This window comes from Streptomyces panaciradicis (assembly GCF_023516615.1).
Classification (GTDB): domain Bacteria; phylum Actinomycetota; class Actinomycetes; order Streptomycetales; family Streptomycetaceae; genus Streptomyces; species Streptomyces panaciradicis.
In genome coordinates this window covers 18,015-44,408 of record NZ_JAMGBF010000141.1, presented here as the reverse complement: position 1 = coordinate 44,408, position 26,394 = coordinate 18,015, and the positions used below count along the sequence as shown (strand labels likewise).

Sequence of the window (26,394 nt, the reverse complement as noted above, 5' to 3'; positions counted from 1 at the left end):
GGGCGGGGTCGCGCCCGGGGGCGGGGCGAAGCCCTGGGCGGGCTGCGGCGCCGGGGCGGGAGGTGCGGCCGGGGCGGCGAACGCGGGCGGTGCGAAGCCGGGAGCGGCGCCCGAGGTCTGCGGCTGCTGGGGAGCCGCGGGGGCCTCCTCCTCCGCGACCTCGCCGCCGAAGTTCTTCAGCAGCGCCTCCAGACCGCCGTCGAAGCCCTGGCCGACGGCCGCGAAGCGCCACACGTCCTTCAGGTAGAAGTCGCCCAGCATCACGGCCCGCTCGGTGGTGAACTCCGAGCCGTTGAACGCGTACCGGGCCACCTCCTCGCCGCCCGCGACGATCCGCAGGTAGCCGGGGCCGACCTGCGACATCTGGCCGGCGCCGTCGATGGTCGCCGTGAAGGACAGCTTCTGGATCTGCGGCGGGATCCGGTCCAGCGTGATCCGGAAGGACTCGGTGTCGCCTGCCTGCGCACCCAGGAGCTGGATGGACTCCTCGGGGGACTTGGGCTGGTTGAAGAAGATGAAATAGCGGTCGTCCGAGAGCCGTTCCTCGGCGTCGAGACCGAAGCAGCTGATGTCGAACGTCAGCCCGGGTCCGCCGATCTGCACGCCTACGTACAGATCGGTGCCCGGGGTGAGGTCACTGATCTTGGCCTTGTGGCCGCGTTGGAATTCCCTGGCCATGCGTAACGACCGTCCCCCATCCCGAATGTGAGTGCGTCGCGCCAGGCTAACGGCTAACTCCGACATCGGAAGAAGCCGGTACAGACCCGGTACACAACCGCGTCCCGGCGGCCGGGGCGGCCGTCAGTCCTCGCGGACGCCCGGCAGATGCGGCAACCGTTCGGCGGCGACCACTCCTTCGAGGTAGCCGCGGGCCCGCTCGGTGCGCGGATAGGCCTCCAGGAGCCGCCAGAACCGGGGGCCGTGCCCGGGCACCAGCAGATGCGCCAGCTCATGGACGAGCACGTAGTCGATGACGTACTCGGGCATCCCCTGCAGCCGGTGCGACAGGCGGATGCTCCCCTCCGACGGGGTGCACGAGCCCCAGCGCGTGTTCTGGTTGGTGACCCAGCGCACCGAGGCGGGCCGCGCCCGGCCCTCGAAGTACTGGGCGGACAGCCGCTCGGCGCGCTCGGCCAGCGCGTCGTCGCCGAGGATCCGTTTGCTCTCCTGGGCGGCCAGCTTGTCGAGCATGACGGTGACCCAGCGCTGCTCCTCAGCCTCGGACATCCGGGCAGGGATGAGCACGACGGTGCGATCGCCCTCGCGGTACGCGGAGACCGTCCGGCGTCGCCGGGCGCTCCTGCGGACCTCGATCGCGCTCGCCCCCGAGCCGCTCGGCGGCTGGCTCGTCGTGCTGCGCTGTGGCGTTCCGGCGCGGTGCAGTGGGTCGGCGGGCACGCCCCGACGTTACCCGCTGTACCTGGGGAAGTCCCGACTCCGGGACGGTTCCGTGCCGATCCCCCACCGAGCGTTTGATTCGTACGACGAATATCCACTGCCTGTGGACAACTTTCGGCACGCTCCGCCGGGCCCGTGCATGCTGGGTCCCACCGCGGAGGCCGACCCGCCTCCGCTGGCGGACGGGATGTTCTCTCAGGGCTACGGGGGCCTGCCGATGAATGCGACGGATGCACTGCTTGCCGCAGATGCCGGGAATGTCACGGATGTGATCGCGCCGGTGATGAAGCCCGCGCTCAGGCGCGGCTGGCGTGATCTCAACACGGTGCAGTTCGGGATGGCCGCGGCGCACGCGCTGACGCTGGGTCCGATGGACTCCGCGACCGGCAGCTTCCTCGACCTGCTCGACGGCACGCGCGGTCTGCCGCTCCTGCGCGAGGAGGGGCGCCGCATGGACCTGCCCGACGGCCACGTCGACAGGCTGGTGTCCCGGCTGGCCGGAGCCGGTCTGCTGGACGACGCCAAGGGGGGCGGGCCGGCCGCCGACACCCTGCGCGGCAGGAAGGAGGTCCTGGACCGGCTGCGCCCCGACCTCGCCTCCCTGTCGGTGTTCAGCACCGCACCGGGTGAGGCGCTCGGACGCCTGGCCGCCCGGCGTTCCCTGCGCGTGCAGGTCCGGGGAGCGGGCCGGGTGGGAGCGCTGCTGGCCTCGCTGCTGGCGGCCGCGGGCGTCGGCGAGGTCGACGTCCGCGACATCGGCCGGGTCGAGCGCTGGGACGTCTCGCCCGGCGGCCTGCCCCCGGAGTCCGTCGGCGCCCGCCGGGACGAGGCCGCCCGGCAGGCGGTACGCCGCTGCGCACCGGGCCGTCCGCCGCGCCGCGGCCCCGCGGCACCTCCCTCTGAAGGCGACCCCGGATTCTCGCTGGTGATCCTGGCCCCGCGCGACGACGTCGCCGTCCACGCCCCCGCGCCGTCCGCCGCCGAACCCCTCATCACTTCGGGTACGCCCCATCTGTACGCCGGTGTGGTGGAGGCGACCGGTGTCGTCGGCCCCCTCGTGCTGCCCGGCGAGACCGGCTGCGCGGGCTGTCTGCACGAGGGGCGCACCGACCGGGACCCGGCCTGGCCCCGCCTGGTCGCGCAGTGGCGGTCGGGTTCGGGCAGGTCACGGCAGGTGCGGCCGTGCGATGTGACACTGGCCACCACGGTCGCCGGACTGGCGGCGGCCCACGCGCTCGCCTTTCTCGACGGCCGTCTCCCGGGAAGCGCCGGAGCCCGCTGGGAGGTCTCTCTACCGGCTCTGAGCTGGCATTCCCGGCCGGTCTGGCCGCACCCGGCATGTCCGTGCGGAGCGGAGGAGAAGGTAAGTAAAGGGGGACACACCGATGAGGACGCGGAGCGGCACGCGACAATGAAGGGGCAACGGTCGCCGATGAAGTTGTGCCGTGAGGCAGAGGCGGCGCGGCCGGCAGGGACTTGGAGGGCGCATGTCTGATCTTCCCCGCAAGGCGGTCACCCGGACCGCCAAGCTCGCCGCGCTCCCGCTCGGCTTCGCCGGGCGGGCCACCTGGGGACTGGGCAAGCGGATCGTCGGCGAGTCGGCGGAGATCGTCGGCCGCGAGCTGCAACAGCGTACGGCGGAGCAGTTGTTCAAGGTGCTCGGCGAGCTCAAGGGCGGTGCGATGAAGTTCGGGCAGGCTCTGTCCGTCTTCGAGTCCGCGCTCCCCGAGGAGGTGGCCGGCCCCTACCGTGCGGCGCTGACGAAGCTGCAGGAAGCGGCCCCGCCGATGCCGACGCGCACCGTGCACACGGTGCTCGCCGAGCGGCTGGGCACTGACTGGCAGGAGCTGTTCCTGGAGTTCGAGGACAAGCCGGCCGCGGCGGCCTCGATCGGTCAGGTGCACCGGGGAGTGTGGCACGACGGCCGCGAGGTGGCGGTCAAGGTGCAGTACCCGGGAGCCGGCGACGCCCTCCTGTCCGATCTGAACCAGCTCAGCCGTTTCGCGCGTCTGCTGGGTCCGCTCATCCCCGGTATGGACGTCAAGCCGCTGATCACCGAACTCCGCGACCGCGTCTCGGAGGAGCTCGACTACGGTCTGGAGGCCCAGGCCCAGCGGACCCACGCCGAGGAGTTCACGGGCGACCCGGACGTGGTGGTGCCGGCGGTGGTCCACCAGTGCGACCAGATCCTGATCACGGAGTGGATGGACGGCATGCCGCTCTCGGAGATCATCGCCGACGGCACCCCGGAGCAGCGCGACCGCGCCGGCCAGTTGCTGGCCCGCTTCCTCTTCTCGGGGCCGGCCCGCACCGGTCTGCTGCACGCCGACCCGCACCCGGGCAACTTCCGTCTGCTGCCCGGCGACCCGGAGACCGAGGGCGACTGGCGGCTGGGCGTGCTGGACTTCGGCACCGTCGACCGTCTCCCCGGCGGGCTGCCCACCCCCATCGGCGACTCCCTTCGGATGACCCTCGACTCGGACGCGGAGGCCGTCTACGAGTTGCTGCGCGAGGAGGGTTTCGTCAAGGAGTCCATAGAGCTGGACCCCGCGGCCGTCCTCGACTACCTGCTGCCGATCATCGAACCGGCGCGGGCGGACGAGTTCACTTTCACCCGAGGCTGGATGCGCAGCCAGGCGGCCCGTATCGCCGACCCCCGCTCCCCCGCCTACCAGCTCGGCAAGCAGCTGAACCTGCCCCCCGCCTACCTGCTGATCCACCGGGTCACGCTGAGCACGATCGGGGTGCTGTGTCAGCTGGGAGCCACGGTGCGGCTGCGCGAGGAACTGGAGGAGTGGCTGCCGGGGTTCGTCCTGGAGGACGAGGAGGACGAGCCGGCCGCGGAGGCCTGAGCTACCACCAGGCCGAGTCCAGCCGGCCCTCGATCGCCCTGAGATTCTCCCGCGAGCAGGCGTCGCAGTAGTGCCGGCGGACGCCGTCCTCCACCGAGAAGGTCCAGGTGGGCGGCGCTTTCTCGGCCCGGGCGCCACAGCGTGCGCACACCACCGGCCGGGGCTCCGCCGCGGAGCCCGAGTCGTCACGGTTCCCGGGATGACTCGTCATCCGGCGACGATACCTCCGGCGCCGGGGCGCGGGCGGGCACAACGCACCGCGGGGGCCGGTCCGTTCGCACGGACCGGCCCCCGCGGGGAGCCGGCGCCTCCCGGCTCGGGAGGCGCCTACATGGGACAGGCGGCTACTGCATGACCGCCATGGCGAGCGCGCGGCGAGCACGCCGGGAGGCGAGCTCGGCACGGCGCTGCATCCGGCGGGCGGCCATCAGGCGCGCGGCCGGGCGTTCCCGCTCGGCCTCACGCAGCCGCTCGTGCATATGCGCACGTGCCAGGGCTTCTGGAATGAGTTGCATCTCTCGGGTCCTGTTCTGACGCGAACCGGTCACGCCGGTGCTGGTGGTGGAGTCTTCGATCGCGGAGCCGGTGGGCTCAGTGGTGGACGGCTTCATCGGGGCCTGCTTCTTGGGGTCGTGCGTGTGGGGACGGTCGATCGTGCCTGCGGTGTTCATGCCGTGACCGGGTTCTTGCGCGGGCGGCCACGCGGCCGCTTGCGGGCGACGACGACACCCTGGACGAACAGCTCGCCACCCCAGACGCCCCAGGGCTCACGCCGCTCCTTGGCGCCGGCGAGGCAGGCCTCGATCAGCGGGCAGGTGCGGCAGAGGGACTTGGCGTACTCGACGTCGGCCGGCGACTCGGCGAAGAAGACCTCCGGGTCGTAGGAACGGCAGGGGACGGGTACGCCGAGGTTCTCGATGGCGTCGTCGAGCGCGGTGAGCGCGGTGAGCGGGGTCAAGGTGGAGTCCTCCGTGAGGCCGGGCGGGGGGATCGTTTCGGAAGGCGGTACGGACGGGGCGTGCGCTTCGAGTTGCACGTGTCGTCTTCCTCGTCTGTTCGTTTCCGGCCCTGTTGGGCCGGGAGGCGGCTGGTACCGGGTTCTGCTGTTGTCCCGAGGCCCCTTCGCTCCGTCGTCCCCGGTGCGGGGACAAACAGAAGGGCCGCGGATCCCGGATGGGGTTCCGCGGCCCTGAAGGCGCCGGCCTGATCGGCTGTCAGGCTGGATCACTCCAGGGTTCTCGCCCACGGAAGGCCCACATCAGGTGGTGCTGCGTCTGCTTCCGGCTGCCGGCACCGGCCGCCGTAAAGGCATAGGCCTGCGCCTGTGCCTCTACTGCTTCCAGTGCCTTCGTCGGTCGCTCATTGCGCTCACGGACGGGAAGACCCGCGAGAGACACAGGGGACGCCGGACGCACGGCACGGATGCCGGACAGACCGGTGCCCGGGATCGAGGCGCCGAGCATGCACAGGGAGACGACGACCGAGTGATCGGTCATTTTGACGGTGCTGGTGGAGCTGCTGTTGATGCTGATCACTGGACTCGCCTCCTCTCGGCGCTTCGGGGACTGGGATGAACCAGTCCGACGGATATGCAAGTAGAGCACGGAATCAGGGCCTTCGAGAAGGCCTCTGTCCCCGTGGCTAAGAACCTATGGGGATTGCTGGGGCATGCGCAAACTATTTTTCCGACGAGTTCGCATCAGTCTTTCGCGCCGTCTCCCGCGAGGTCCTGGCCTGCGCAGAGGGCCAGTACGTCCGCCCCGTAGCGGTTGAGCTTGCGCTGTCCTACCCCGGGGATGCGGGCCAGTTCGTACTCGTCGTCCGGCACGGCCTCGGCGATGGCCACGAGCGTCTTGTCGGTGAAGACGCAGAAGGCGGGCTGTCCGCTGCGCCGCGCCTGCTCCGCGCGCCACTCGCGCAACCGCTCGTACAGGCCCTCGTCCATGTCGGAGGGACAGTCCTCGCACCGCATCAGCTTCATCTCGCCGGCGTCGGTGAGGGTGCGCCCGCAGACCCGGCAGCGGGCCGGGGTGCGCTGGGTGCGTCGCGGGGCGACGGCCTCCGGTCTGCTGGTGCGGCCGCGCTCGACGCCCCCCGCGCCGCCCGTCGCCCCGCGCCCGGCGGTGCCGGTGGAGCCGGGGCGCAGACCGTCCAGGAAGCGGCTGGGACGGCGGTTCGGGCGGCCGCCGGGCGAGCGGGACAGCGCCCAGGAGACGTGCAGGTGCTCACGGGCGCGGGTGACACCGACGTACAGGAGGCGGCGCTCCTCCTCGATCTGCTCGTCGGTCTTCGCATAGGTGATCGGCATCATGCCCTCGGCGACGCCGACCAGGAACACGACGTCCCACTCGAGGCCCTTGGCGGAGTGCAGCGAGGCCAGGGTGACGCCCTGCACCGTCGGGGCGTGCTGGGCGTTCGCCCTCTCGTCCAGCTCGGCGACGAGGTCGGCCAGGGTGGCGCCCCGCTCGGCGGCGGCGAAGTCGTGGGCCAGGTTCACCAGGGCGGACAGGGACTCCCAGCGCTCCCTGACGGCGCCGGAGCCGGCCGGGGGCTCCGTCGTCCAGCCCTCGCCCGAGAGCACGGCACGCACCTGGGAGGGCAGGTCGACGGCGTCGTCCAGCCGGGAGTCGTTGCCGCCGAAGCGGGCCGCGCCCCTGAGGTTGACGATGGCTCTGCGCACCTCGGGCCGGTCGAAGAAGCGCTCGGCGCCGCGGAGCTGGTAGGGGACTCCGGCGTCGGCGAGGGCCTGCTCGTAGGTCTCGGACTGGGAGTTGGTGCGGAACAGGATCGCGATCTCGCTCGCCGGGACGCCCGCGGCGATGAGTTCGCGGATGCGGCGGGCGGCGCCCTCCGCCTCGGCGGGCTCGTCGGTGTACTCGGTGTAGCGGGGCTCGGGTCCCGCGGCCCGCTGGGAGACCAGTTCCAGGCGGTGGTCGGCGGCGCGTCCGCGGGCCTGGGCGAGGAGGCCGTTGGCGAGATGGACGACCTGCGGGGTGGAGCGGTAGTCGCGGACGAGCTTGACGACGGTGGCCCCGGGGTGGCGGGCACGGAAGTCGAGAAGGTGGTCGGGGGTTGCTCCGGTGAACGAGTAGATCGTCTGGCTGGCGTCACCGACGACGCACAGGTCGTCCCGGTCGCCGAGCCACAGTTCCAGCAGGCGCTGCTGGAGGGGGCTGACGTCCTGGTACTCGTCCACCACGAAGTGCTGGTACTGGGCGCGGACCTGCTCGGCGATGTCGTGCCGGTCCTGCAGGACGGCCACGGTCAGCAGCAGGACGTCCTCGAAGTCGATGACGGAGCGGTCCCGCTTGAGGTCCTCGTAGACGGAGTAGAGCTGGGCGATCTCGGCGGGGTCGCGGGGGGACTCGCGGCCGGCCTTGGCGGCGGCCGCCGCGTAGTCGGCGGGGACGGTCTGGGTGACCTTGGACCACTCGATCTCGCCGGTGACGTCGCGCAGCTCGCCCCGGTCGAGGCGGATGCGGCAAGCGGCGGCCGCGTCCGCGACGAGCTGGATCTTGCGGTCGACGAGCCGGGGCATGGAGCCACCGACCGCTTTCGGCCAGAAGTACTGCAGCTGGCGCAGGGCCGCCGAGTGGAAGGTGCGGGCCTGGACGCCGACGGCGCCGAGCCGGCGCAGCCGGCCGCGCATCTCGCCGGCGGCGCGGTTGGTGAAGGTGACGGCCAGCACGCTGGACGGCTGGAGGATCCCGGCCCGCACCCCGTAGGCGATGCGGTGGGTGATCGCCCGGGTCTTGCCCGTGCCGGCGCCCGCCAGCACGCACACCGGGCCGCGCAGGGCGGTGGCCACCTCGCGCTGCTCGGGGTCGAGCCCTTCGAGTACCGCGTCGGCCGAGTCCGGTACCGGCGGGAAGAGCGTGGAGTGCGTTGCTGCTGTCACACAGCCATGCTGCCAGGTCGCCGGAGACGGGTGCTCCGGTTGTCCACAGGCAGGCACCTCTTGTCGTACTAATGCGGCAGGCGTCGTGGATCGATGTGGATCGATGCGGCAGGCATCACGTGGGGTCCTGGGCCGCGTGCGGGAATGGTGGCCCTTTCAAGTACGTTCCCTCTCTGCGACCACCGATCCCCAGCAGCTGAGGAGCCGAGAGACATGCCGGGCACTGTGACGATGTACAGCACCACGTGGTGTGGCTACTGCCGTCGGCTGAAGAGCCAGATGGACCGCGAGGGCATCACGTACGACGAGATCAACATCGAGCAGGACCCGGCGTCCGCCGCTTTCGTGGAGAAGGCGAATGGCGGAAACCAGACGGTTCCCACCGTGCTGTTCCCGGACGGTTCGACGCTGACGAACCCGTCGCTGGCCCAGGTGAAGCAGAAGATCGGCGTGTGACACCCGGCACTGGCGTACAGAAAGGCGATACCCGAGGTCGACTCGGGTATCGCCTTTTCGTTTTCGCGGTCCGCCCTGCGCCGTAAGGCCGTCACACGCTCCGCGTCGGCAGCGGCTTGCCGTACCAGAGCTCGATCAGGCGGGCCGCGATCGAGATGCCGTAGGGCGGGAGCACCTCGCCGGAGTCGAAGGCGGCGCCGAGTTCGTCGCGGGAGAACCAGCGGGCCTCGTGGATCTCGTCGCCGTCGACGTCGATCTCGATGGAGGTGGCGTGGGCCATGAAGCCGAGCATCAGGCTGGACGGGAACGGCCAGGGCTGGCTGGCGACGTACTCGACCTGGCCGACGCTGATGCCGGCCTCCTCGAAGACCTCGCGGCGCACCGCCTGCTCGATGGACTCGCCGGGCTCGACGAATCCGGCGAGCGTGGAGAAGCGGCCCTCCGGCCAGTGGACCTGGCGGCCGAGGAGGATGCGGTCCTCGGCGTCGGTGACGGCCATGATCACGGCGGGGTCGGTGCGCGGGTAGTGCTCGGCGCCGCACGCCGGGCAGCGGCGGATGTGGCCGGCCGCGGCGATGACGGTGCGCTCGCCGCAGCGGGAGCAGAAGCGGTGGGTGCGCTGCCAGTTCTCCAGGCCGACGGCGTGCACCATCAGGCCCGCGTCCCGGGGTGAGAGCAGCAGGCCGGCCTCGCGCAGGCCGGCCGGTCGCGCGGACTGGTCGATCCGGCCCGGCAACGCGTCCTTCTGGAGGGCGAAGTAGCTGACGCCGTCCTCGTCGGTGCCCAGGAAGTAGCGGTGCGCCTCCGTCAGAGGAGCCTCGAAGGACGGGGTCATGACGAGTTCGGTGCGCCCGTCGGGCGTCTCGTCGATGAGGACCTGGCCGCCGGAGACCACGAAGCAGCGGGTCGTGGGGTGGCTCCACGCCGCCGCGAGCCAGGCCTCGTCGAGCCGGTGGTGGGCGGCGCGGTCGATGCCGCTCGGGGCGGTGAGCGAGATGGGGCGGTCGGCGGTGTGGTCGGTCCAGGTGGTCACGGGTGCTTCCAACTCCCCCTGTGGAACGGGTTGTTTCGGCGATCGGTTCGGCGGGACGCAGTGCGGGAGGTGACCGGTTCCGGTGGGGCTGGTCGGTGCGGGGCGTTCCCTCCAGTGTGCCCCTGGCAGCCTGCCCGTCCGGGCGGCGCGGGATGCTCAGGGCTCATGACGCCAGGTCCGGGCGAGGTCGTCCCACAGGTACGCGGTGGTCTCGACGCCCTTGAGGAGCAGGTCGAGCTCGACCTTCTCGTTCGGCGCGTGCCAGCCGTCGGAGGGGACGGAGATGCCCAGGAAGAGCACCGGTGCGTCCAGGACCTCCTGGAGGTCGGCGGCCGGGCCGGAGCCGCCCTCGCGGGTGAAGCGGACCGGCTTGCCGAAGGCGCAGCCCATCGCGCGGACCACGGACTGAAGGGCGGGGTGGTCCAGCGGCGTCAGGCACGGGCGCGTGGCGGCACCGAACGTGATCTCGTGCCGGATCCCCGCGGGCACCTGGGTGGCGGCCCAGTCGCGGACGACCTTCTCGATGTGGGCGGGGTCCTGTCCCGCGACCATGCGGAAGGAGAGCTTCACCATCGCCGAGGACGGGATGATCGTCTTGCTGCCGGGGCCCTGGTAACCGCCGCCGATGCCGTTGACCTCGGCGGTGGGGCGGGCCCAGATGCGTTCCAGGGTGGTGTGTCCGGCCTCGCCCCGGGCGGCGTAGGACTTGGCGGTGCTCAGCCATTCCTGCTCGTCGAAGGGCAGTTCGGCGAAGAGTTCCCGCTCGCGGTCGGTGAGTTCGACGACGCCGTCGTAGAAGCCGGGGACGGCCACGCGTGCGTGCTCGTCGTGCAGGGCCGCGACCAGACGGGCGGCGGCGGTGGCCGGGTTGGGGACGGCGCCGCCGAAGGACCCGGAGTGGATGTCCTGGTCGGGGCCGAAGAAGTGGATCTCGCACTCGGCGAGACCGCGCATGCCGGTGCAGACGGTGGGGGTGTCCTCGGACCACATGCCGGTGTCGGAGACGATCACTGCGTCGGCGGCCAGCCGCTCGGCGTGCTCCTCCACGAGGGCACGGAAATGCGGCGAACCGGACTCCTCCTCGCCCTCGATCAGCAGCTTCAGGCCGACGGCCGGGGTGGTGCGGCCGGTGGCGGCGAGGTGGGCGCGGACGCCGAGGGTGTGGAAGAAGACCTGGCCCTTGTCATCGGCCGCCCCGCGCGCGTAGAGGCGACCTTCGCGGACGGCCGGCTCGAAGGGCTCGCTGTCCCAGCCGTCCTCGCGGGCGGCGGGCTGCACGTCGTGGTGCCCGTAGACGAGGACCGTGGGCGCTCCCGGATCGTCGGAGGGCCACTCGGCGAAGACGGCGGGGGCGCCCGCGGTCTCCCAGATCTCGGCGGTCGGGAAGCCGGTCTCCCGGAGTTTGGCGGCGAGCCAGTCGGCGCTGCGGCGTACATCGGGCGCGTGGTCCGGCTGGGCGGACACGGACGGGATGCGCAGCCACTCCGCGAGGTCCCCCAGGAAGGCGGAGCTGTGCTGCTCGATGTACGTACGGACGGCGCTGTCCGGGGTCTGGCTCATGGTCACGAGCCTATCGGCCCGCACCGACATCCTCGGTGGGCGGTTCCTCACACTTTGCCGACGCGGCCGGCTCGCCCAGGAGCAGCCGCTCCAGCGCGGCGCGGTCCGGCAGGCCCCGCGGTCGGACCACGTCACCGGTGCGGACGTACAGGAACGTCGCGTTGACGGACTCCAGGGGGACGCCGCGCTGCTCGGCCCAGGCGAGCCGGTACAGGGCGAGCTGGAGCGGATCGGCGGTGCGGTCGCGGCCGGTCTTCCAGTCGACGATCTCGTACGTCGCCGCGTCGCCCTCGCCCTCCTTGTAGACGGCGTCGATACGTCCCCTGATGACCCGGCCGGCGATGGTGAGCTGGAAGGGGGCCTCGACCCGGTGGGGCGTGCGGTGGGCGTACTCGGTGCGTTCGAAGGCCTCCTTGAGGGCCTCCAGGTCGCGCTCGTCGGCGATCTCGGCGTCGCCGCCGGGCAGTTCCTCCGGCTCCAGCACGGGCAGGGTCAGCTCTTCGAAGCGGGCTTCGACCCAGGCGTGGAAGCGGGTGCCCCGGCGGGCGGCGGGCTGCGGCGGGCGGGGCATGGGGCGGGCGAGTTCCTGCGCGAAGCCGTCCGGGTCGGCGGCCAGCCGCAGCACCTGCGAGGCGGTGAGGGTCACGGGCAGGGGGACCTCGGTGACGGCCGCCCGCGCGCGCAGGAGCTCACCGGTGAGGGCGTCGAGGTCACGGTCCCAGGAGGCGATGGTGCGGGCCTCCTCGGGGGTGGGCCGGGGGCGGGGGTGCTCACGCGCGTGCGTGTTGCCGGGCACGCGCGTGCCGTGCTGCGCCGCGCTCTGCGGTCCGGTCGCCTGGTGCGGGACCGCCGGGCGGTCCGCCGACCAGCTCTCCCAGTCGCCGGACTCCTCGTCCCGGAACGGGTCCTCTTCCCCGTAGGACGCGTCGCCGTCGTAGGGGTCTTCGTCGTCGTACGGCTCTTCGTCGTACGGCTCCACGTCGTCGTGGGGCTCTTCGTCGTCCGGCGGTACGGGCCAGTCCGGGTCCTCGTCACCGTCCGGGTCGTGTACGGCCGCGGGGTGGCCGTCCTCGTGGGAGGCGAGGTCCTCCAGGTGAGCGAGGACGGTCTCGGCGGCCCTCCGGCGGCGGGCGAAAGACGCCTCGTCCAGCGGCAGGGGCCAGACCTGGTCGGCGCTCGCCGTGTGCAGGACGGGGTTTTCCTCGTCCTCGGCGGGCTCCTCCGCCCATGCCTCGATCTCGCCGTACCCGGCAGCGCAGTGCTCGTACAGGTCCAGCAGGAAGCTCGAGGGGCCGCGCCGCTTCTTCTGGGTGGGGCCCCACCAGTGGCCGGAGCCGAGGAGGAGGCTGCGGGGGCGGGTGAAGGTGACGTAGCCGAGGCGGAGCTCCTCGGTGTGCTGGTGCTCCTTCATGGCCTCCTGGAAGGCCTTCAGGCCCCGGGAGTCCCAGGAGCCGACGTCGGGCAGGGTGTCGGCGTCGCCGCGCAGCGCGTGCGGCAGCACCTTGCCCTGGGCGGTCCACTTCTCGCGGCCCTTGGTACTGGGGAAGGTGTCCTTGACCAGGCCCGGGACGGCGACGACGTCCCACTCCAGGCCCTTCGACTTGTGGGCGGTGAGCACCTTCACGGTGTTCTCGCCGCCGGGCAGGGCGTTGTCGAGGCCCTTCTCGTACTGCGCGGCGGTGCGCAGGAAGGCCAGGAAGGCGAGCAGGGTGGCCTCGCCGTCGCCGGCGGCGAAGGAGGCGGCGACGTCCAGGAAGTTGGAGAGGGTCTCGCGGCGGCGGGCGGCCAGGGCGTGCGGGGACGCCGACAGTTCCACCTCCAGGCCGGTGACGGCGAGGACGCGGTGCAGGACGTCCATCAGCGGGTCGGACAACGACCGGCGCAGATCGCGCAGTTCGGTGGCCAGGCGCGCGAAGCGCACGCGCGCGTCCGGCGAGAACGGCAGTCCGTCGTCCTCTCCCTCCGCGTCGAGCGGCATCTCCAGGAAGGTGTCGAGGGCGTCCGCGAGCGATATCACCTCCGACGGATCGACCCCCTCGACGGCTTCGGCGAGCCGCCGGTCCCGGTCGTCGTCGTCCTCCACGCGCGCGTGGGACACGAGCAGCCGGGCCCGGCGTCCCAGGAGGGCGAGGTCGCGTGGGCCGATGCGCCAGCGCGGGCCGGTCAGCAGCCGGACCAGGGAGGCGTTGGCGCCGGGGTCCTGGAGTACTTCGCAGACGGCGACCAGGTCGGCGATCTCCGGAAGGTGCAGCAGCCCGGACAGCCCGACCACCTCGACGGGGACGTCCCGGACGACGAGCGCGCCCTGGATCTCGGCGAAGTCGCTCGCCGTGCGGCACAGGACGGCGATCTCACCGGGCGCCTTGCCGGTGTCGACCAGGTGGGCGATCGAGTCGGCGATCCAGTCGATCTCCTCGGCGTGGGTGGGCAGCAGCGCGCAGCGGACGACGCCGTCCCGTTCGGCGCCGGGGGCCGGGCGGAGGGCCTCCACGCCCGCGTGCATGGCGCGCAGGGGTTCGGCGAGGCCGTTGGCGAGGTCCAGGAGGCGGCCGCCGCTGCGGCGGTTCTCGCTGAGGGCCTGGCGGGTGGCGGGGCTGCCGTCGGGGCGGGCGAAGTGCTCGTGGAAGTCGTCCAGGTTGGCGACGGACGCGCCGCGCCAGCCGTAGATGGCCTGGCAGGGGTCGCCGACGGCGGTCACCGGGTGGCCGGTGCCGCCGCCGAACAGGCCCGCCAGAAGGATGCGTTGGGCCACGGACGTGTCCTGGTACTCGTCCAGGAGGACCACGCGGAACTCCTCGCGCAGGACGCGGCCGACCTCGGGGATCCGCGCGAGCTGTGCGGACAGGGCGATCTGGTCGCCGAAGTCGAGCAGGTCGCGTTCGCGTTTGGCGGCGCGGTAGCGGACCACCAGGTCGGCGAGTTCGCGGCGGGCGGCGGCCGCCTCGGGGACCTTGCGCAGATCTGCGTTGGTGAGCTTGGCGCCCTGAAGGGTGCCGAGCAGCTCTGCGTCGTACGCGCGCACGTCCTCGGGGCGCACGAGGTGCTCGGCGAGTTCGGCGTCGAGGGTCAGCAGGTCGCTGACGAGGTCGGCGAAGGAGCGGGTGAGGGCCGGATAGGGGCCGGGGGCCTCCCGCAGCACGCGCGCGGCGAGCTGGAAGCGGGTGGCGTCGGCGAGCAGGCGCGAGGTCGGCTCCAGGCCGATGCGCAGACCGTGGTCGGTCAGCAGGCGGCCGGCGAACGCGTGGTAGGTCGAGATGACCGGTTCGCCCGGCGGGTTGTCCGGGTCGATGACGTCCGGGTCGGTGACGCCCGCCTTGATCAGCGCCTTGCGCACGCGCTCGGCGAGTTCCCCGGCGGCCTTGTTGGTGAAGGTCAGGCCCAGTACCTGCTCGGGGGCGACCTGTCCGGTGCCCACCAGCCAGACGACGCGGGCCGCCATCACCGTCGTCTTGCCCGATCCGGCGCCGGCCACGATCACCTGCGGGGCGGGCGGCGCGATGATGCAGGCCGTCTGCTCCGGGGTGAACGGAATCCCGAGGAGCTCCTTGAGCTGATCGGGATCGGTGATAGGGGGCGGCACGTCGAAGAGGCTAGCCGCGACCACTGACAGCGGAGGACGCAATCACCCTGCGCTTCGGTGGAAGCGCAGGTCAGCCCGGGTGGTGTGATGAATCACCCGGGCTACTCGACGATGTGGCGGCCCTCGGGGCGGGCGCTGCAGGACGCCCGGAACGCGCAGTGCGTGCAGTGCTGTCCGGCCGTCGGCGTGAACCGCTCGTCGAGCACCTTTCCGGCGGCGGTGGCGAGCAGTTCGCCGACCCACTCCCCCGCCGGGCCCTCGACGGGCTCCTGGGCCTGCACCTTGGGCAGCGTCTCGCCGCCGTCGCGCTGCGCGGCACCCTGCCGCAGGTGCACCAGTTCGGCGCCGCCCGGTTCGGGGCGCAGACCGTCGAAGGCCTCGTCCACGGCGCCCTCGCGGACGGCGAGCTGGTAGACGGCGAGCTGGGGGTGGCGCTCGACCTCGCGCGCGGTGGGCGCCTGTTTGCCGGTCTTGAAGTCGACGACGTAGGCGCGGCCCTCGCCGTCGGCCTCGACGCGGTCCATCTGGCCGCGGATGCGCACCTCGTAGTCGCCCGCCTCCAGGGTCACGTCGAAGTCGTGCTCGCTGGCCACCGGGGTGCGGCCGGTGCGGTCCATGACGTGCCACTTCAGGAAGCGTTCGAGCGCCACGCGCGCGTTCTCCTTCTCCTGCGCCGACTTCCACGGCGCGTCGAAGGCGAGGGCGTTCCACACCGAGTCGAGGCGTTCCATGAGGACGGCGAGGTCGGCGGGCGTGTGCCCGGAGGCGACCTCGTCGGCGAGGACGTGCACGACGTTGCCGAAGCCCTGGGCGGTCGTCGCGGGCGCGTCGGCCTTCACCTCGCGGCCCAGGAACCACTGCAGGGAGCAAGTGTTGGCGAGCTGGTCGAGGGCGCTTCCGGAGAGCACGACGGGCTGGTCGCGGTTGCGCAGCGGCACCTTGCTCTCGGTCGGCTCGAACATGCCCCACCAGCGGTAGGGGTGGGCGGAGGGGACGAGCGGGCGGCCGTCCTCGTCGGCGAGCGCGGCGAGGCGCGCGAGCCGTTGGGCGGCCGCCTCCCGGAGGGTGTCCGAGACGCGCGGGTCGACGGTGGTGGCGCGCAGTTCGGAGACCAGCGCGGCGACGGACAGGGGGCGGCGTGGCCGGCCCGTGACGTCCTTGGGTTCGACGCCCAGTTCGGTGAGGAAGCGGGAGGGCTGGTCGCCGTCGTCGGACGGTGCCTTCACGGCGGTGACGACGAGGCGTTCACGCGCGCGTGTGGCGGCGACGTAGAACAGGCGGCGCTCCTCGGCGAGCAGGGCGCCCGGGGTGAGCGGTTCGGCGAGTCCGTCGCGGCCGATGCGGTCGGCCTCCAGGAGCGAGCCACGGCGGCGCAGGTCGGGCCACAGCCCTTCCTGGACGCCGGCGACGACGACGAGGCGCCACTCCAGGCCCTTGGAGCGGTGCGCGGTCATCAGGCGTACGGCGTCCGGACGTACCGCCCGTCGCGTGAGGGTGTCGGCGGCGATGTCCTCGGCCTCGATCTCCTCCAGGAAGTTCAGGGCGCCCCGGCCGCCGGTGCGTTCCTCCGCGCGCGCTGCGGTCGCGAACAGCGCGCAGACGGCGTCCAGGTCACGGTCGGCGTTGCGCCCGGCGGCCCCGCCGCGCCGCGCGGAGCGCTCCAGGCGGGTGGGCCACGGCGTGCCCTCCCACAGGTCCCACAGCGCCTCCTCGGCCGTGCCGCCGCCCGCGAGGCGTTCCCTGGCCTTGCGGAGCAGGGCGCCGAGCCGCTGGGCGCCGCGCGCGTACGCGGGGTCGTGCACGGCCAGGCGCTCCGGCTCGGCGAGGGCCCGCGCGAGCAGTTCGTCCGACGGCGGCGGCAGGGCGTTTCCCGCGGCCCGCTCCTCGTCGCGCAGGGCCCGGCCGAGACGGCGCAGGTCGGCGGCGTCCATGCCGCCGAGGGGCGAGGCGAGGAGGGTGAGGGCGGTCTCGGTGTCGAGCCAGCAGGGGGCCGCCTCCCCGGAGGGGGGCTCCTCGTCGTCCGCCTGCGCCGCCGCCTCCGCGCCGGCCACCGCCCGCAGTGCCGTCAGCAGTGGGGCCACCGCCGGCTCGTGCCGCAGGGGCAGGTCGTCGCCGTCGATGTCGAGCGGGACGCCGGCGGCGGTCAGCGCGCGGCGGACCGTCGGGATGGTCCGCGACCCGGCACGCACCAGGACGGCCATGTCGCGCCATGGGACGCCGTCCTCCAGGTGGGCCCGGCGCAGGATGTCTGCGATGTTGTCCAGCTCCGTGCCGGACGTCGGGTACGTGTACACCTCGGCGTGGCCGCCCTCCCGGACGGGGGCGAGTTCGCGGTGCGCGCGGACCTTCTCCGCCGGCAGCCGGGTCAGCGGCATGCGCTGGGTGAGCAGGCGGGTCGCGGCGAGCAGCCCGGCGCCGGAGCGGCGGGAGGTGCGCAGGACCTGCACGGGCGCCGGGCGGCCGTCCGCGCGCGGGAAGGTGTGCGGGAACTCCAGGATGCCGTTGACGTCGGAGCCCCGGAAGGCGTAGATCGACTGGTCGGGGTCACCGAAGGCGACGAGCGTGCGGCCCCCGCCCGCGAGCGCGTGCAGCAGCCGTACCTGGGCGGCGTCCGTGTCCTGGTACTCGTCGACGAGGACGGCGTCGTACTGCGCGGCGAGCCGTTCGGCGACCTCGGGCCGGCGGGCCAGGAGGACCGCGCGGTGGACCAGTTCGGCGTAGTCGAGCACGCCCTGCAGGTCGAGGACGTCGAGGTACTCGGCGAGGAAGGCGGCCGCGGCACGCCAGTCGGGGCGGCCGATACGGCGGGCGAAGGCGTCCAGCGCGACGGGGTCCAGGCCGAGTTCCCGGCTGCGGGCGAGGACCGCGCGGACCTCATCGGCGAAGCCCCTGGTCGTCAGGCAGGCGCGCAGTTCGTCCGGCCAGCGCACGTGCGCGAGGCCGAGCCGCTCCAGGTCGGGCTGCCCGGCGAGCAGTCCGCGGACGGCGACGTCCTGCTCCGGGCCGGACAGCAGACGCAGCGGCTCCACGAACAGCTCGGCGTCCTGATGGGCACGGACGAGGGCGTAGCAGAACGAGTGGAAGGTGGTCGCCTGGGGAGCGCGGGCCGCTCCCACGCGCAGCGCCATGCGGTCGCGCAGCTCGACGGCCGCCTTGCGGCTGAACGTCAGCACGAGCACGCGCGCGGGGTCGCCGCCACGGGCGATTCGGGCGGCCACGGACTCCACGAGGGTGGTGGTCTTGCCGGTGCCGGGACCTGCGAGAACGAGCAGCGGACCGGACCTGTGGTCAACCACGGAGCGCTGAGCGGCGTCCAGACGAGGGGGATCCGGTCGGGCCGGAGGGGTACGCACCAGTCGGTAAGCGCCACGGTTCCCCTGTCGCACCGCGGGGTGCGACAGGCGCCTGGTGGAGGAAGAGGAGCTCACGTGGTTCGCCGGTCCTGGTGGGTGTGCTGGTTGTCGGACCACCGTCCGTGCAGGGCGGTGATCGGGGGGTGAGGGGGACTCGTGCAGCCGACGCTACGCCGACGGACAGGTCGGAAGCAGAGCTTCCGCTTCTTCCCTCCCGGCACTCACGCCTCGCGTGTCCCTCGCCCCTCGAACGTACGGCATGGGACAGACGTGCCCCTGTTCCCCCATCCGGATCACGGGTCACACACGGGGTTGCCGGATGGCGGAAGCTGTCAGGTGTGAGCTTCAGCGCGTCCGTCGCCGTCCCAGCGCGCCCGCTTCATGTCGAGGCGCGGCAGATGGCCCTCGGCGGCCCTGCTCGCCTCCTTCAGGGGCGTGCCCTCGGCGCGGTAGTGGTCGAGCGCCCGCAGCTCGTGCCCGGGCAGCAGCACGCCGTCCGAGCGGACGACCCGCCACCAGGGCACGGCCCCTCCGTAGAGGGCCATCACCCGGCCGACCTGCCGGGGTCCGCCCTCCTGAAGCCACTCGGCGACGTCCCCGTACGTCATGACACGCCCGGGCGGTACCAGTTCGGCCACCTCGAGGACGCGCTCGGCGTACGCCGGCAGCGCGTCCGGGTGTTCCCCTCGGTCCTCGTGCGGCAGGCTCTCCTCGCTCATCCGGCCCATCCTGCCCCACGCCACCGACAGTGCAACGCGCTCGTGACCGTGCGTATCCCTCGCCCCCGGGCAGCGCTTCCGGCAGACTGTGCGCCCCCGCGTTTGCACCCTGATGCCCCCGTGTGTCGGTGGGGCATGCCACCATCGTGCGGGCGGTGACCGGTGATACGAGATCAAGAAGAGACGATGAAGCAGCAGGGTGTGCACCCAGAGGACGCGGAGAGCACCTCTGACGCTTCGTCGCGCCCGGAACCCGTTTCCGATGGCAAGGGGACGCCCCCGAAGGCCTCGGACAAGGGCCGGGCCGACTTCGTCGACGAGGCCCACATCGACGAGGTGGAGGGCGACGAACCGCTCCTCCCCGCGCGCGTGCACCGCCCCTCCGACCTGATGCGCCTCATGGTGGGCGTGCTGGGGATCGTCCTGCTGCTCGCGATCGCCGCGTTCGCGCACGGCACCACCTCGGGCCTCGAACAGGACATCAACAAGGGCACCGGGCAGGCGCCCGACCTGCTCATCAAGATCGCGGGCCTGGTCTCCAGCATCGCCATCCTGCTGGTTCCGGTCGCGTTCGCGATCGAGCGGCTGATCAAGCGGGACGGGCTGCGCATCGCCGACGGCGTGCTCGCGGCGGTCCTCGCCCACGGTGTGACACTCGCCACCGACCTGTGGGTCGCCAAGGCGGCCCCCGGCTCCATCCAGGAAGCGCTCACCCAGCCCTCCCCCGGCGACATCCACGCCCTGACCGACCCGGTGCACGGCTATCTCGCGCCGGTCATCGCCTACATGACCGCCGTCGGCATGTCCCGGCGGCCGCGCTGGCGAGCGGTGCTGTGGATCGTGCTGCTCCTCGACGCGTTCTCGATGCTGGTCACCGGCTACACGACGCCGTTCTCGATCATCCTGACGGTGCTGATCGGCTGGACCGTGGCCTACGGCACGCTCTACGCCGTCGGCTCGCCGAACGTCCGCCCCACCGGCCGGACGCTGATGGCGGGCCTGCGGCACGTCGGATTCCGCCCGGTGACCGCGGCCCGCGAGGAGATGCCCGAGAACCACGAGACCGGCGACCGCGGCCGGCGCTACTTCGTCACCCTGGAGGACGGCCCGCCCCTGGACGTGACCGTCGTCGACCGCGAGCAGCAGGCCCAGGGCTTCTTCTACCGCGCGTGGCGCAATCTCACCCTGCGCGGCTTCGCCACCCGCAGCAGCCTCCAGTCGCTGCGCCAGGCCCTGGAGCAGGAGGCCCTGCTCGCCTACGCGGCCATCGCGGCCGGCGCCAACGCGCCCAAGCTGATCGCCACCTCCGAACTCGGCCCCGACGCGGTCATGCTCGTCTACGAGCACACCGGCGGGCGCACGCTCGACTCCCTGGCGGACGACGAGATCACCGACGAACTGCTGCACGACACCTGGCACCAGGTTCGCGCCCTGCAGTCCCGGCGCATCGCGCACCGCAGACTGGTGGGCGACGCGATCCTGGTGGATCGTTCCGGCACGGTCATCCTCACCGACCTGCGCGTCGGCGAGATCGCGGCCGGCGATCTGCTGCTGCGCATGGACGTCTCCCAGCTCCTGGTGACCCTCGGCCTGCGGGTCGGCGCCGAGCGCGCGGTCGCCTCGGCGGTGGCCGTGCTCGGCCCCGACGCCGTGGCCGACTGCCTGCCGATGCTGCAGCCCATCGCCCTCAGCCGCACCTCCCGGGCGACCCTGCGCAAGCTGGCCCGGGAGCGGGCCCAGCGCGAGCGCGACGCGGTGCTGGAGGCGTCGCGGCAGGCCAAGCAGGCCCGGCTGGAGGCGGCCGAGGACCACGCCGGGCCCACGCTCGAAAAGCCCGACAAGAAGGCCGTACGGGCGGAGGCCAGGGCCGAGAAGCGGGCCATCGACGAAGCCATCGACGAAGCGCGGGAAGAGGATCTGCTCACCCAGATCCGCCACCAGGTGCTGCTCATCAGGCCGCAGGCACCGGTCGAGCCGGCCCGCCTGGAGCGGGTGCGGCCGCGGACGCTGATCAGCTTCATCGCGGGCGCCATCGGCGCGTACTTCCTGCTGACCCAGCTCACCCACATCGAGTTCGGGCCGTTGATCGAGAACGCGCAGTGGGGCTGGGTCGTCGCGGCCCTCGCCTTCTCAGCCGCCAGCTACTTCGCGGCGGCGATGGCCCTGCTGGGCTTCGTGCCGGAGCGGGTGCCGTTCCTGCGGACCGTCGGGGCCCAGGTCGCCGGCTCGTTCGTGAAGATCGTCGCGCCTGCCGCGGTGGGCGGTGTCGCGCTCAACACACGCTTCCTGCAGCGCGCGGGCGTACGGCCCGGCCTGGCGGTCGCGAGCGTGGGCGCCTCCCAGCTGTTCGGGCTCGGCTGCCACATCCTGATGCTGCTGTCCTTCGGCTACCTGACCGGCACCGAGAAGACGCCGTCGCTGTCGCCGTCCCGGACGGTCATCGCGGGTCTGCTCACTGTGGCGGTGCTCGTCCTGGTGGTCACCTCGGTGCCGTTCCTGCGGAAATTCGTCGTCACGCGCGTGCGGTCGCTCTTCGCGGGCGTCGTGCCGCGCATGCTGGACGTGCTGCAGCGGCCGCAGAAGCTGGTCACCGGCATCGGCGGCATGCTGCTGCTGACGGCCTGCTTCGTGATGTGCCTCGACGCCTCGATCCGCGCCTTCGGCCAGCAGGGGACCTCGCTGAGCATCGCCAGCGTCGCCGTCGTCTTCCTCGCCGGAAACGCGCTCGGCTCCGCGGCGCCGACCCCGGGCGGCGTCGGCGCGGTCGAGGCGACGCTCACGGTCGGTCTGATCGCCGTGGGCCTGCCCAAGGAGGTCGCGGCCCCGGCCGTCCTGTTGTTCCGACTGCTGACGCTGTGGCTGCCGGTGCTGCCGGGCTGGCTGGCCTTCAACCAGCTCTCGCGCAAGCAGGCCCTCTGACACGACGCCTCTCGTACGACGTCCGTACGCGCGCGTACCTCATACGGCCCGTGTCCCGAGCGGGCCGTCCGGCGCGGGCACAGGATGGAAGCATGCCGAAGCCTCAGCGCCTGCGGGCCGCTGCCCTGACCGCCGTACTGCTGTCCTCCGTACTGGTGGCCTGCAGCGGCAGCGCCAAGAACGACGAGGACCTGTCGGCCCAGAAGCTGGACTGGAAGGACTGCCCGGCCCCCTCCGCGGCGGAGGGCGGGGGCGCCGCGCCGTCCCCGCTGCCGAACGGCGGCACCTGGCAGTGCGCCACCATGAAGGCGCCGCTGGACTGGGACAAGCCCAAGGGCGACACGATCGGCATCGCGCTCATCCGGGCGAGGACGAGCGGAAGCGCGAGCAAGCGCATCGGTTCCCTCGTCTTCAACTTCGGCGGGCCCGGCGGCTCGGGCGTCACCACGCTGCCCTCCTTCGGCCAGGACTACGCGAAACTGCGCACCCGCTACGACCTCGTCAGCTTCGACCCGCGCGGAGTCGGCCGCAGCGCGCCCGTGAAGTGCGAGAACGACCAGCAGCTCGACAGCTACTTCCAGCAGGACGCCACCCCCGACGACGCCGCCGAGCGCACCGCCTTCGTGAACAACACCAAGGACTTCAACTCGGCCTGCGAGAAGAACTCCAAGAAGGTGCTGCCGCATGTGCGCACCACCGACGCGGCCCGGGACATGGACCTGATGCGGCAGGTCCTCGGCGACGACAAGCTCTACTACTTCGGCATCTCGTACGGCACCGAACTCGGCGGCGTCTACGCCCACTTGTTCCCCCGGCACGTGGGCCGGGCCGTCTTCGACGCGGTCGTCGACCCGACGCAGAACGCCGAACAGAGCTCGCTCGGGCAGGCCGGCGGCTTCCAGCTCGCCCTCGACAACTTCGCCGAGGACTGCACGTCCAAGGCCCAGCCCTGCCCGGTCGGCGACACCCCGCAGGACGTCAAGAACCGCATCGCCAAGCTCCTGACGGACCTCGACAAGAAGCCGATCCCCGGGATCTTCCCGCGCCAGCTCACCCAGACCGCCGCGACCAACGGCATCGCCCAGTCCCTGTACTCCAAGGACTTCTGGCAGTACCTCACCGAGGGACTGCAGGAGGCGTACGACGGCGACGGCAAGATCCTCATGGCGCTGTCCGACTCGATGAACGGCCGTAGCGAGAACGGCGAGTACAGCAACATCACCGCCGCGAACATCGCCATCAACTGCGCGGACGACAAAGCCCGCTACGACACCGCCTACGTACAGCACAAGCTCCCCGAGTTCCGGGCCGTCTCGCCGCTCTTCGGCGACTTCCTGGCCTGGTCCATGGCGAGCTGCACCGACTGGGCCGTGGCGGGCGCCGCCGACCACCCCGACGTCAGCGCCGCCGGATCGGCGCCGATCCTCGTCGTGGGCAACACCGGCGACCCGGCCACGCCGTACGAGGGCGCGAAGAAGATGGTGGACGCGCTGGGCAAGGGCGTCGGCGTGGAGCTGACATACAAGGGGCAGGGGCACGGCTCGTACGACAGCAAGAACAAGTGCGTGCAGAGCGCGGTCAACGGCTATCTGCTGGACGGGAAGGTGCCGGCGGCCGGAACCGTCTGCTCCTGACGGCAATCCGGGATTCCGGATAAAAGCGCAGGTCAGAACGTTATCCACAGGTCGGCACGGGCTCGGCGTGATCTGCCTAGTATGGCCTGACCGCGGTCCGCGGCTCGATGCGGACGGCCTGTCAGGGGGGACGCACATGGCGCGACTCGCACGGTGGACGGCTTTCGGAGCCGCCGCCGCACTGCTGGTGGCGGGCTGCAGCGGCGGCTCGTCGTCCGACGGCGGCGAGGGCAAGGACGGGTCGAGCACGAGCCCGGCGGCCTCGTCCTCGACCGGCTCGTCCGGTACGACCGCCGCCCTGCCCTCCTCCCTGACCGGGCAGAAGCTCGCCTGGGGGCGTTGCAAGGCGACCGCGGACGCGACGGCGCCGGGCAGCGACTGGCAGTGCGCGACGCTCAAGGTGCCGCTGGACTGGTCCAAGCCGGACGGCGGGACGATCGGGCTGGCCCTGATCCGCGAGAAGGCCCGCGGGGGCAAGCGCCTCGGATCACTGCTGTTCAACTTCGGCGGTCCCGGCGGCTCGGGCGTCTCGACGATGCCGCAGTACGCGGCCACCGTGTCCCTGCTGCGCGAGCGCTACGACCTGGTCAGCTGGGATCCGCGCGGAGTCGCCGCCAGCGAGGGGGTGCGCTGCCGCGGCGACAAGGCGATCCAGGCCGCCGAGGACATCGACGCCACGCCTGACACCCCGGCCGAGGAGAACGCGTACTTCCAGGACGCCGTCGCCTTCGGCAAGGGCTGCCAGAAGGCCGCCGGGAAGCTCCTGGCTCACGTGTCGACGACCGACACCGCCCGCGACATGGACCTGATGCGCCAGGTGCTCGGCGACTCGAAGATGCACTACTTCGGCATCTCCTACGGCACGGAGCTCGGCGGCGTCTACGCCCATCTCTTCCCGAAGAACGTCGGACGGCTCGTCCTCGACGCGGTCGTCGACCCCAGCGCGGACTCGGTCGGGCACGCGGAGAACCAGACCCGGGGCTTCCAGCGGGCGCTTGACGACTACCTGAAGTCGACGGGCCAGGACCCCGCGCAGGGCACGCGGAAGATCGCGGACCTGGTGAAGCGGCTCGACGCCGACCCGCTGCCGACCTCCTCCGGGCGCAAGCTGACGCAGACCCTCGCCCTCACCGGCATCGTCCTGCCCCTCTACAGCAAGTCGGGCTGGCCGACCCTGACCAGCGCCCTCGACTCCGCGGAGCGGGGTGACGGCACGGAGCTGCTCACGCTGGCCGACGGGTACAACGAGCGGGACTCCTCAGGGCACTACGGCACGACGACCCACTCCCAACGGGTCATATCGTGCCTGGACGACAAGCAGCGGCCCACCGCCGCGCAGACGAAGAAGCTGCTGCCGGCGTTCGAGAAGATCTCTCCCGTGTTCGGGGCCTTCCTCGGCTGGGACACGGCCGGCTGGTGCCACGACTGGCCGGTGGCCGGGCAGTACGACACCCCGGAGGTGAGCGCGCCCGGCGCGGCGCCGGTCCTGGTGGTCGGCAACACGGGCGACCCGGCGACGCCGTACGAGGGCGCCAGGAAGATGGCCGACGAACTGGGCAAGGGCGTCGGGGTGGAACTCACCTGGAAGGGCGAGGGGCACGGGGCGTACGGCAACGGGAGCGACTGCGTCGACTCGACGGTGAACGCCTATCTCCTGGACGGGAGGGTGCCGAGGGACGGGAAGGTCTGCTCGCGGTAGGTCGCGGGGGGCGGGCAGCGGAAAGGGGCCCGGCACCTGTGGTGCCGGGCCCCTTTCGGGAAAACGTCTGCCTAGTAGACCGGCTTGTGCGGCTCGATCTGGTTGACCCAGCCGATCACGCCGCCGCCGACGTGCACGGCGTCGGAGAAGCCCGCGGACTTCAGGACCGCGAGGACTTCCGCACTGCGGACACCCGTCTTGCAATGCAGGACGATCTTCTTGTCCTGCGGGAGGGTCTCCAGGGCGGTGCCCATGAGGAACTCGTTCTTGGGGATCAGCTTGGCGCCGGGGATCGACACGATCTCGTACTCGTTGATCTCGCGGACGTCGATGATCTCGAGGTTCTCGCCGTCGTCGATCCACTCCTTGAGCTGCTTCGGAGTGATCGTCGAGCCGGCCGCCGCCTCCTGGGCCTCCTCGGACACGACGCCGCAGAAGGCCTCGTAGTCGATGAGCTCGGTGACGGTCGGGTTCTCGCCGCAGACCGCGCAGTTCGGGTCCTTGCGGACCTTGACCTGGCGGTACTGCATCTCCAGGGCGTCGTAGATCATCAGCCGGCCGACCAGCGGCTCGCCGATGCCCGCGAGGAGCTTGATGGCCTCGTTGACCTGGATGGAACCGATCGACGCGCACAGCACGCCCAGCACGCCGCCCTCGGCGCAGGAGGGGACCATGCCCGGCGGCGGGGGCTCCGGGTAGAGGCAGCGGTAGCAGGGACCGTGCTCGGACCAGAAGACGGAGGCCTGACCGTCGAAGCGGTAGATCGAACCCCACACGTACGGCTTGTTCAGCAGCACGCACGCGTCGTTGACCAGGTAGCGGGTCGCGAAGTTGTCCGTGCCGTCGACGATCAGGTCGTACTGGCTGAAGATGTCCATCACGTTGTCGGCCTCGAGCCGCTCCTCGTGAAGGATCACGTCCACGTACGGGTTGATGCCCTTGACGGTGTCGCGGGCGGACTCGGCCTTGGAGCGGCCGATGTCGGACTGGCTGTGGATGATCTGGCGCTGCAGGTTCGACTCGTCGACCTCGTCGAACTCCACGATGCCGAGGGTGCCGACACCCGCGGCGGCCAGGTACATCAGCGCCGGCGAGCCCAGGCCGCCGGCGCCCACACAGAGCACCTTGGCGTTCTTCAGCCGCTTCTGCCCGTCCATCCCGACGTCGGGGATGATCAGGTGGCGGGAGTACCTGCGGACCTCGTCTACGGTGAGCTCAGAGGCTGGCTCGACCAGGGGTGGCAGCGACACGGGGACTCCGTTGGTCGGTCAATCAGTACGGTTGTTCTGCCTG

The 26,394-nt window shown here is 72.0% G+C and carries 19 protein-coding genes; 6 read left to right on the top strand and 13 right to left on the bottom strand.

The window, feature by feature from the left end; translation table 11 throughout:
- Positions 1-678: TerD family protein (locus tag M8J74_RS35090; RefSeq protein WP_249840303.1), on the bottom strand; the 678-nt coding region annotated here is incomplete at its 3' end.
- A gap of 123 nt (positions 679-801) precedes the next feature.
- Positions 802-1,398, bottom strand: a complete 597-nt coding sequence (locus M8J74_RS35085) for a M48 metallopeptidase family protein (RefSeq protein WP_058923360.1) — start codon at positions 1,396-1,398, stop codon at positions 802-804.
- A 271-nt stretch (positions 1,399-1,669) separates the two neighbouring features.
- On the opposite strand from M8J74_RS35085, the gene M8J74_RS35080 reads away from it, so the two are divergent.
- On the top strand, positions 1,670-2,893 hold the full coding sequence (locus M8J74_RS35080) for a TOMM precursor leader peptide-binding protein (protein WP_249840304.1): 1,224 nt from the start codon (positions 1,670-1,672) through the stop codon (positions 2,891-2,893).
- Positions 2,886-4,250 (top strand): ABC1 kinase family protein, encoded by a 1,365-nt coding sequence (locus M8J74_RS35075; RefSeq protein ID WP_249840302.1) that lies wholly within the window; start codon positions 2,886-2,888, stop codon positions 4,248-4,250. Before M8J74_RS35080 ends, M8J74_RS35075 begins: the two co-directional genes overlap by 8 nt.
- 1 nt (position 4,251) lies before the next feature.
- On the opposite strand, the gene M8J74_RS35070 is transcribed toward M8J74_RS35075, so the two are convergent.
- The 5 genes from M8J74_RS35070 to M8J74_RS35050 all read right to left on the bottom strand — a co-directional run bounded on the left by M8J74_RS35070 (position 4,252) and on the right by M8J74_RS35050 (position 8,148).
- Positions 4,252-4,461 (bottom strand): hypothetical protein, encoded by a 210-nt coding sequence (locus tag M8J74_RS35070; protein WP_249840301.1) that lies wholly within the window; start codon positions 4,459-4,461, stop codon positions 4,252-4,254.
- Positions 4,462-4,594: 133 nt separating this feature from the next.
- Positions 4,595-4,921 (bottom strand): putative WhiB-interacting protein, encoded by a 327-nt coding sequence (locus tag M8J74_RS35065; protein ID WP_058923363.1) that lies wholly within the window; start codon positions 4,919-4,921, stop codon positions 4,595-4,597.
- On the bottom strand, positions 4,918-5,286 hold the full coding sequence (locus M8J74_RS35060; RefSeq protein WP_019072119.1) for a WhiB family transcriptional regulator: 369 nt from the start codon (positions 5,284-5,286) through the stop codon (positions 4,918-4,920). The genes M8J74_RS35065 and M8J74_RS35060 overlap by 4 nt, the downstream gene beginning before the upstream one ends.
- A 178-nt stretch (positions 5,287-5,464) precedes the next feature.
- Positions 5,465-5,785: a hypothetical protein gene (locus M8J74_RS35055; RefSeq protein ID WP_249840300.1), complete on the bottom strand. Its 321-nt coding sequence runs from the start codon at positions 5,783-5,785 to the stop codon at positions 5,465-5,467.
- A 164-nt stretch (positions 5,786-5,949) separates the two neighbouring features.
- On the bottom strand, positions 5,950-8,148 hold the full coding sequence (locus M8J74_RS35050; protein WP_249840299.1) for an ATP-dependent DNA helicase UvrD2: 2,199 nt from the start codon (positions 8,146-8,148) through the stop codon (positions 5,950-5,952).
- Between the two features lie 213 nt (positions 8,149-8,361).
- Between M8J74_RS35050 and M8J74_RS35045 the strand changes: the two genes are divergently transcribed.
- A complete protein-coding gene (locus M8J74_RS35045; protein ID WP_249840298.1) occupies positions 8,362-8,604 on the top strand; it encodes a mycoredoxin in 243 nt (80 codons plus the stop codon).
- 91 nt (positions 8,605-8,695) lie between these two features.
- Here M8J74_RS35045 and nudC read toward each other — a convergent pair whose 3' ends face one another.
- The 5 genes from nudC to M8J74_RS35020 form a co-directional block, all read right to left on the bottom strand.
- On the bottom strand, positions 8,696-9,637 hold the full coding sequence (nudC, locus tag M8J74_RS35040; RefSeq protein WP_058923366.1) for an NAD(+) diphosphatase: 942 nt from the start codon (positions 9,635-9,637) through the stop codon (positions 8,696-8,698).
- Between the two features lie 156 nt (positions 9,638-9,793).
- Positions 9,794-11,197 carry a dipeptidase gene (locus M8J74_RS35035; protein WP_249840297.1) on the bottom strand — a complete coding sequence of 468 codons (1,404 nt, stop codon included), beginning with the start codon at positions 11,195-11,197 and terminating at the stop codon, positions 9,794-9,796.
- Between the two features lie 10 nt (positions 11,198-11,207).
- The gene (locus M8J74_RS35030; protein WP_249840296.1) at positions 11,208-14,777 is read right to left on the bottom strand and encodes an ATP-dependent helicase; all 3,570 of its coding nucleotides are present in this window, start codon (positions 14,775-14,777) and stop codon (positions 11,208-11,210) included.
- A gap of 101 nt (positions 14,778-14,878) precedes the next feature.
- Complete coding sequence (locus M8J74_RS35025; protein ID WP_249840295.1) at positions 14,879-18,205, bottom strand: ATP-dependent helicase; 3,327 nt, start codon at positions 18,203-18,205, stop codon at positions 14,879-14,881.
- 257 nt (positions 18,206-18,462) lie between these two features.
- Positions 18,463-18,849 (bottom strand): MGMT family protein, encoded by a 387-nt coding sequence (locus tag M8J74_RS35020; RefSeq protein WP_249840294.1) that lies wholly within the window; start codon positions 18,847-18,849, stop codon positions 18,463-18,465.
- A gap of 186 nt (positions 18,850-19,035) precedes the next feature.
- Here M8J74_RS35020 and M8J74_RS35015 point away from each other — a divergent pair, with 186 nt between their 5' ends.
- From M8J74_RS35015 to M8J74_RS35005, 3 genes are all read left to right on the top strand, one after another.
- The gene (locus M8J74_RS35015; RefSeq protein ID WP_249840293.1) at positions 19,036-21,768 is read left to right on the top strand and encodes a lysylphosphatidylglycerol synthase domain-containing protein; all 2,733 of its coding nucleotides are present in this window, start codon (positions 19,036-19,038) and stop codon (positions 21,766-21,768) included.
- A 92-nt stretch (positions 21,769-21,860) separates the two neighbouring features.
- On the top strand, positions 21,861-23,402 hold the full coding sequence (locus M8J74_RS35010) for an alpha/beta hydrolase (RefSeq protein WP_249840292.1): 1,542 nt from the start codon (positions 21,861-21,863) through the stop codon (positions 23,400-23,402).
- 136 nt (positions 23,403-23,538) lie between these two features.
- On the top strand, positions 23,539-25,101 hold the full coding sequence (locus M8J74_RS35005; protein WP_249840291.1) for an alpha/beta hydrolase: 1,563 nt from the start codon (positions 23,539-23,541) through the stop codon (positions 25,099-25,101).
- Between the two features lie 71 nt (positions 25,102-25,172).
- On the opposite strand, the gene moeZ is transcribed toward M8J74_RS35005, so the two are convergent.
- Entirely contained in the window at positions 25,173-26,351 is a 1,179-nt protein-coding gene (gene moeZ, locus M8J74_RS35000) for an adenylyltransferase/sulfurtransferase MoeZ (RefSeq protein ID WP_058923372.1), read from the bottom strand.
- Between the last annotated feature and the right edge of the window lie 43 nt (positions 26,352-26,394).

Coding starts and splice junctions, on each gene's coding strand:
- M8J74_RS35075 (WP_249840302.1), top strand. CDS start 2,886: ATGTCTGATCTTCCCCGCAAGGCGGTCACCCGGACCGCCAAGCTCGCC.
- M8J74_RS35035 (WP_249840297.1), bottom strand. CDS start 11,197: ATGAGCCAGACCCCGGACAGCGCCGTCCGTACGTACATCGAGCAGCAC.
- M8J74_RS35070 (WP_249840301.1), bottom strand. CDS start 4,461: ATGACGAGTCATCCCGGGAACCGTGACGACTCGGGCTCCGCGGCGGAG.
- M8J74_RS35045 (WP_249840298.1), top strand. CDS start 8,362: ATGCCGGGCACTGTGACGATGTACAGCACCACGTGGTGTGGCTACTGC.
- M8J74_RS35015 (WP_249840293.1), top strand. CDS start 19,036: ATGAAGCAGCAGGGTGTGCACCCAGAGGACGCGGAGAGCACCTCTGAC.
- M8J74_RS35020 (WP_249840294.1), bottom strand. CDS start 18,849: ATGAGCGAGGAGAGCCTGCCGCACGAGGACCGAGGGGAACACCCGGAC.
- M8J74_RS35005 (WP_249840291.1), top strand. CDS start 23,539: ATGGCGCGACTCGCACGGTGGACGGCTTTCGGAGCCGCCGCCGCACTG.
- M8J74_RS35065 (WP_058923363.1), bottom strand. CDS start 4,921: ATGAACACCGCAGGCACGATCGACCGTCCCCACACGCACGACCCCAAG.
- M8J74_RS35010 (WP_249840292.1), top strand. CDS start 21,861: ATGCCGAAGCCTCAGCGCCTGCGGGCCGCTGCCCTGACCGCCGTACTG.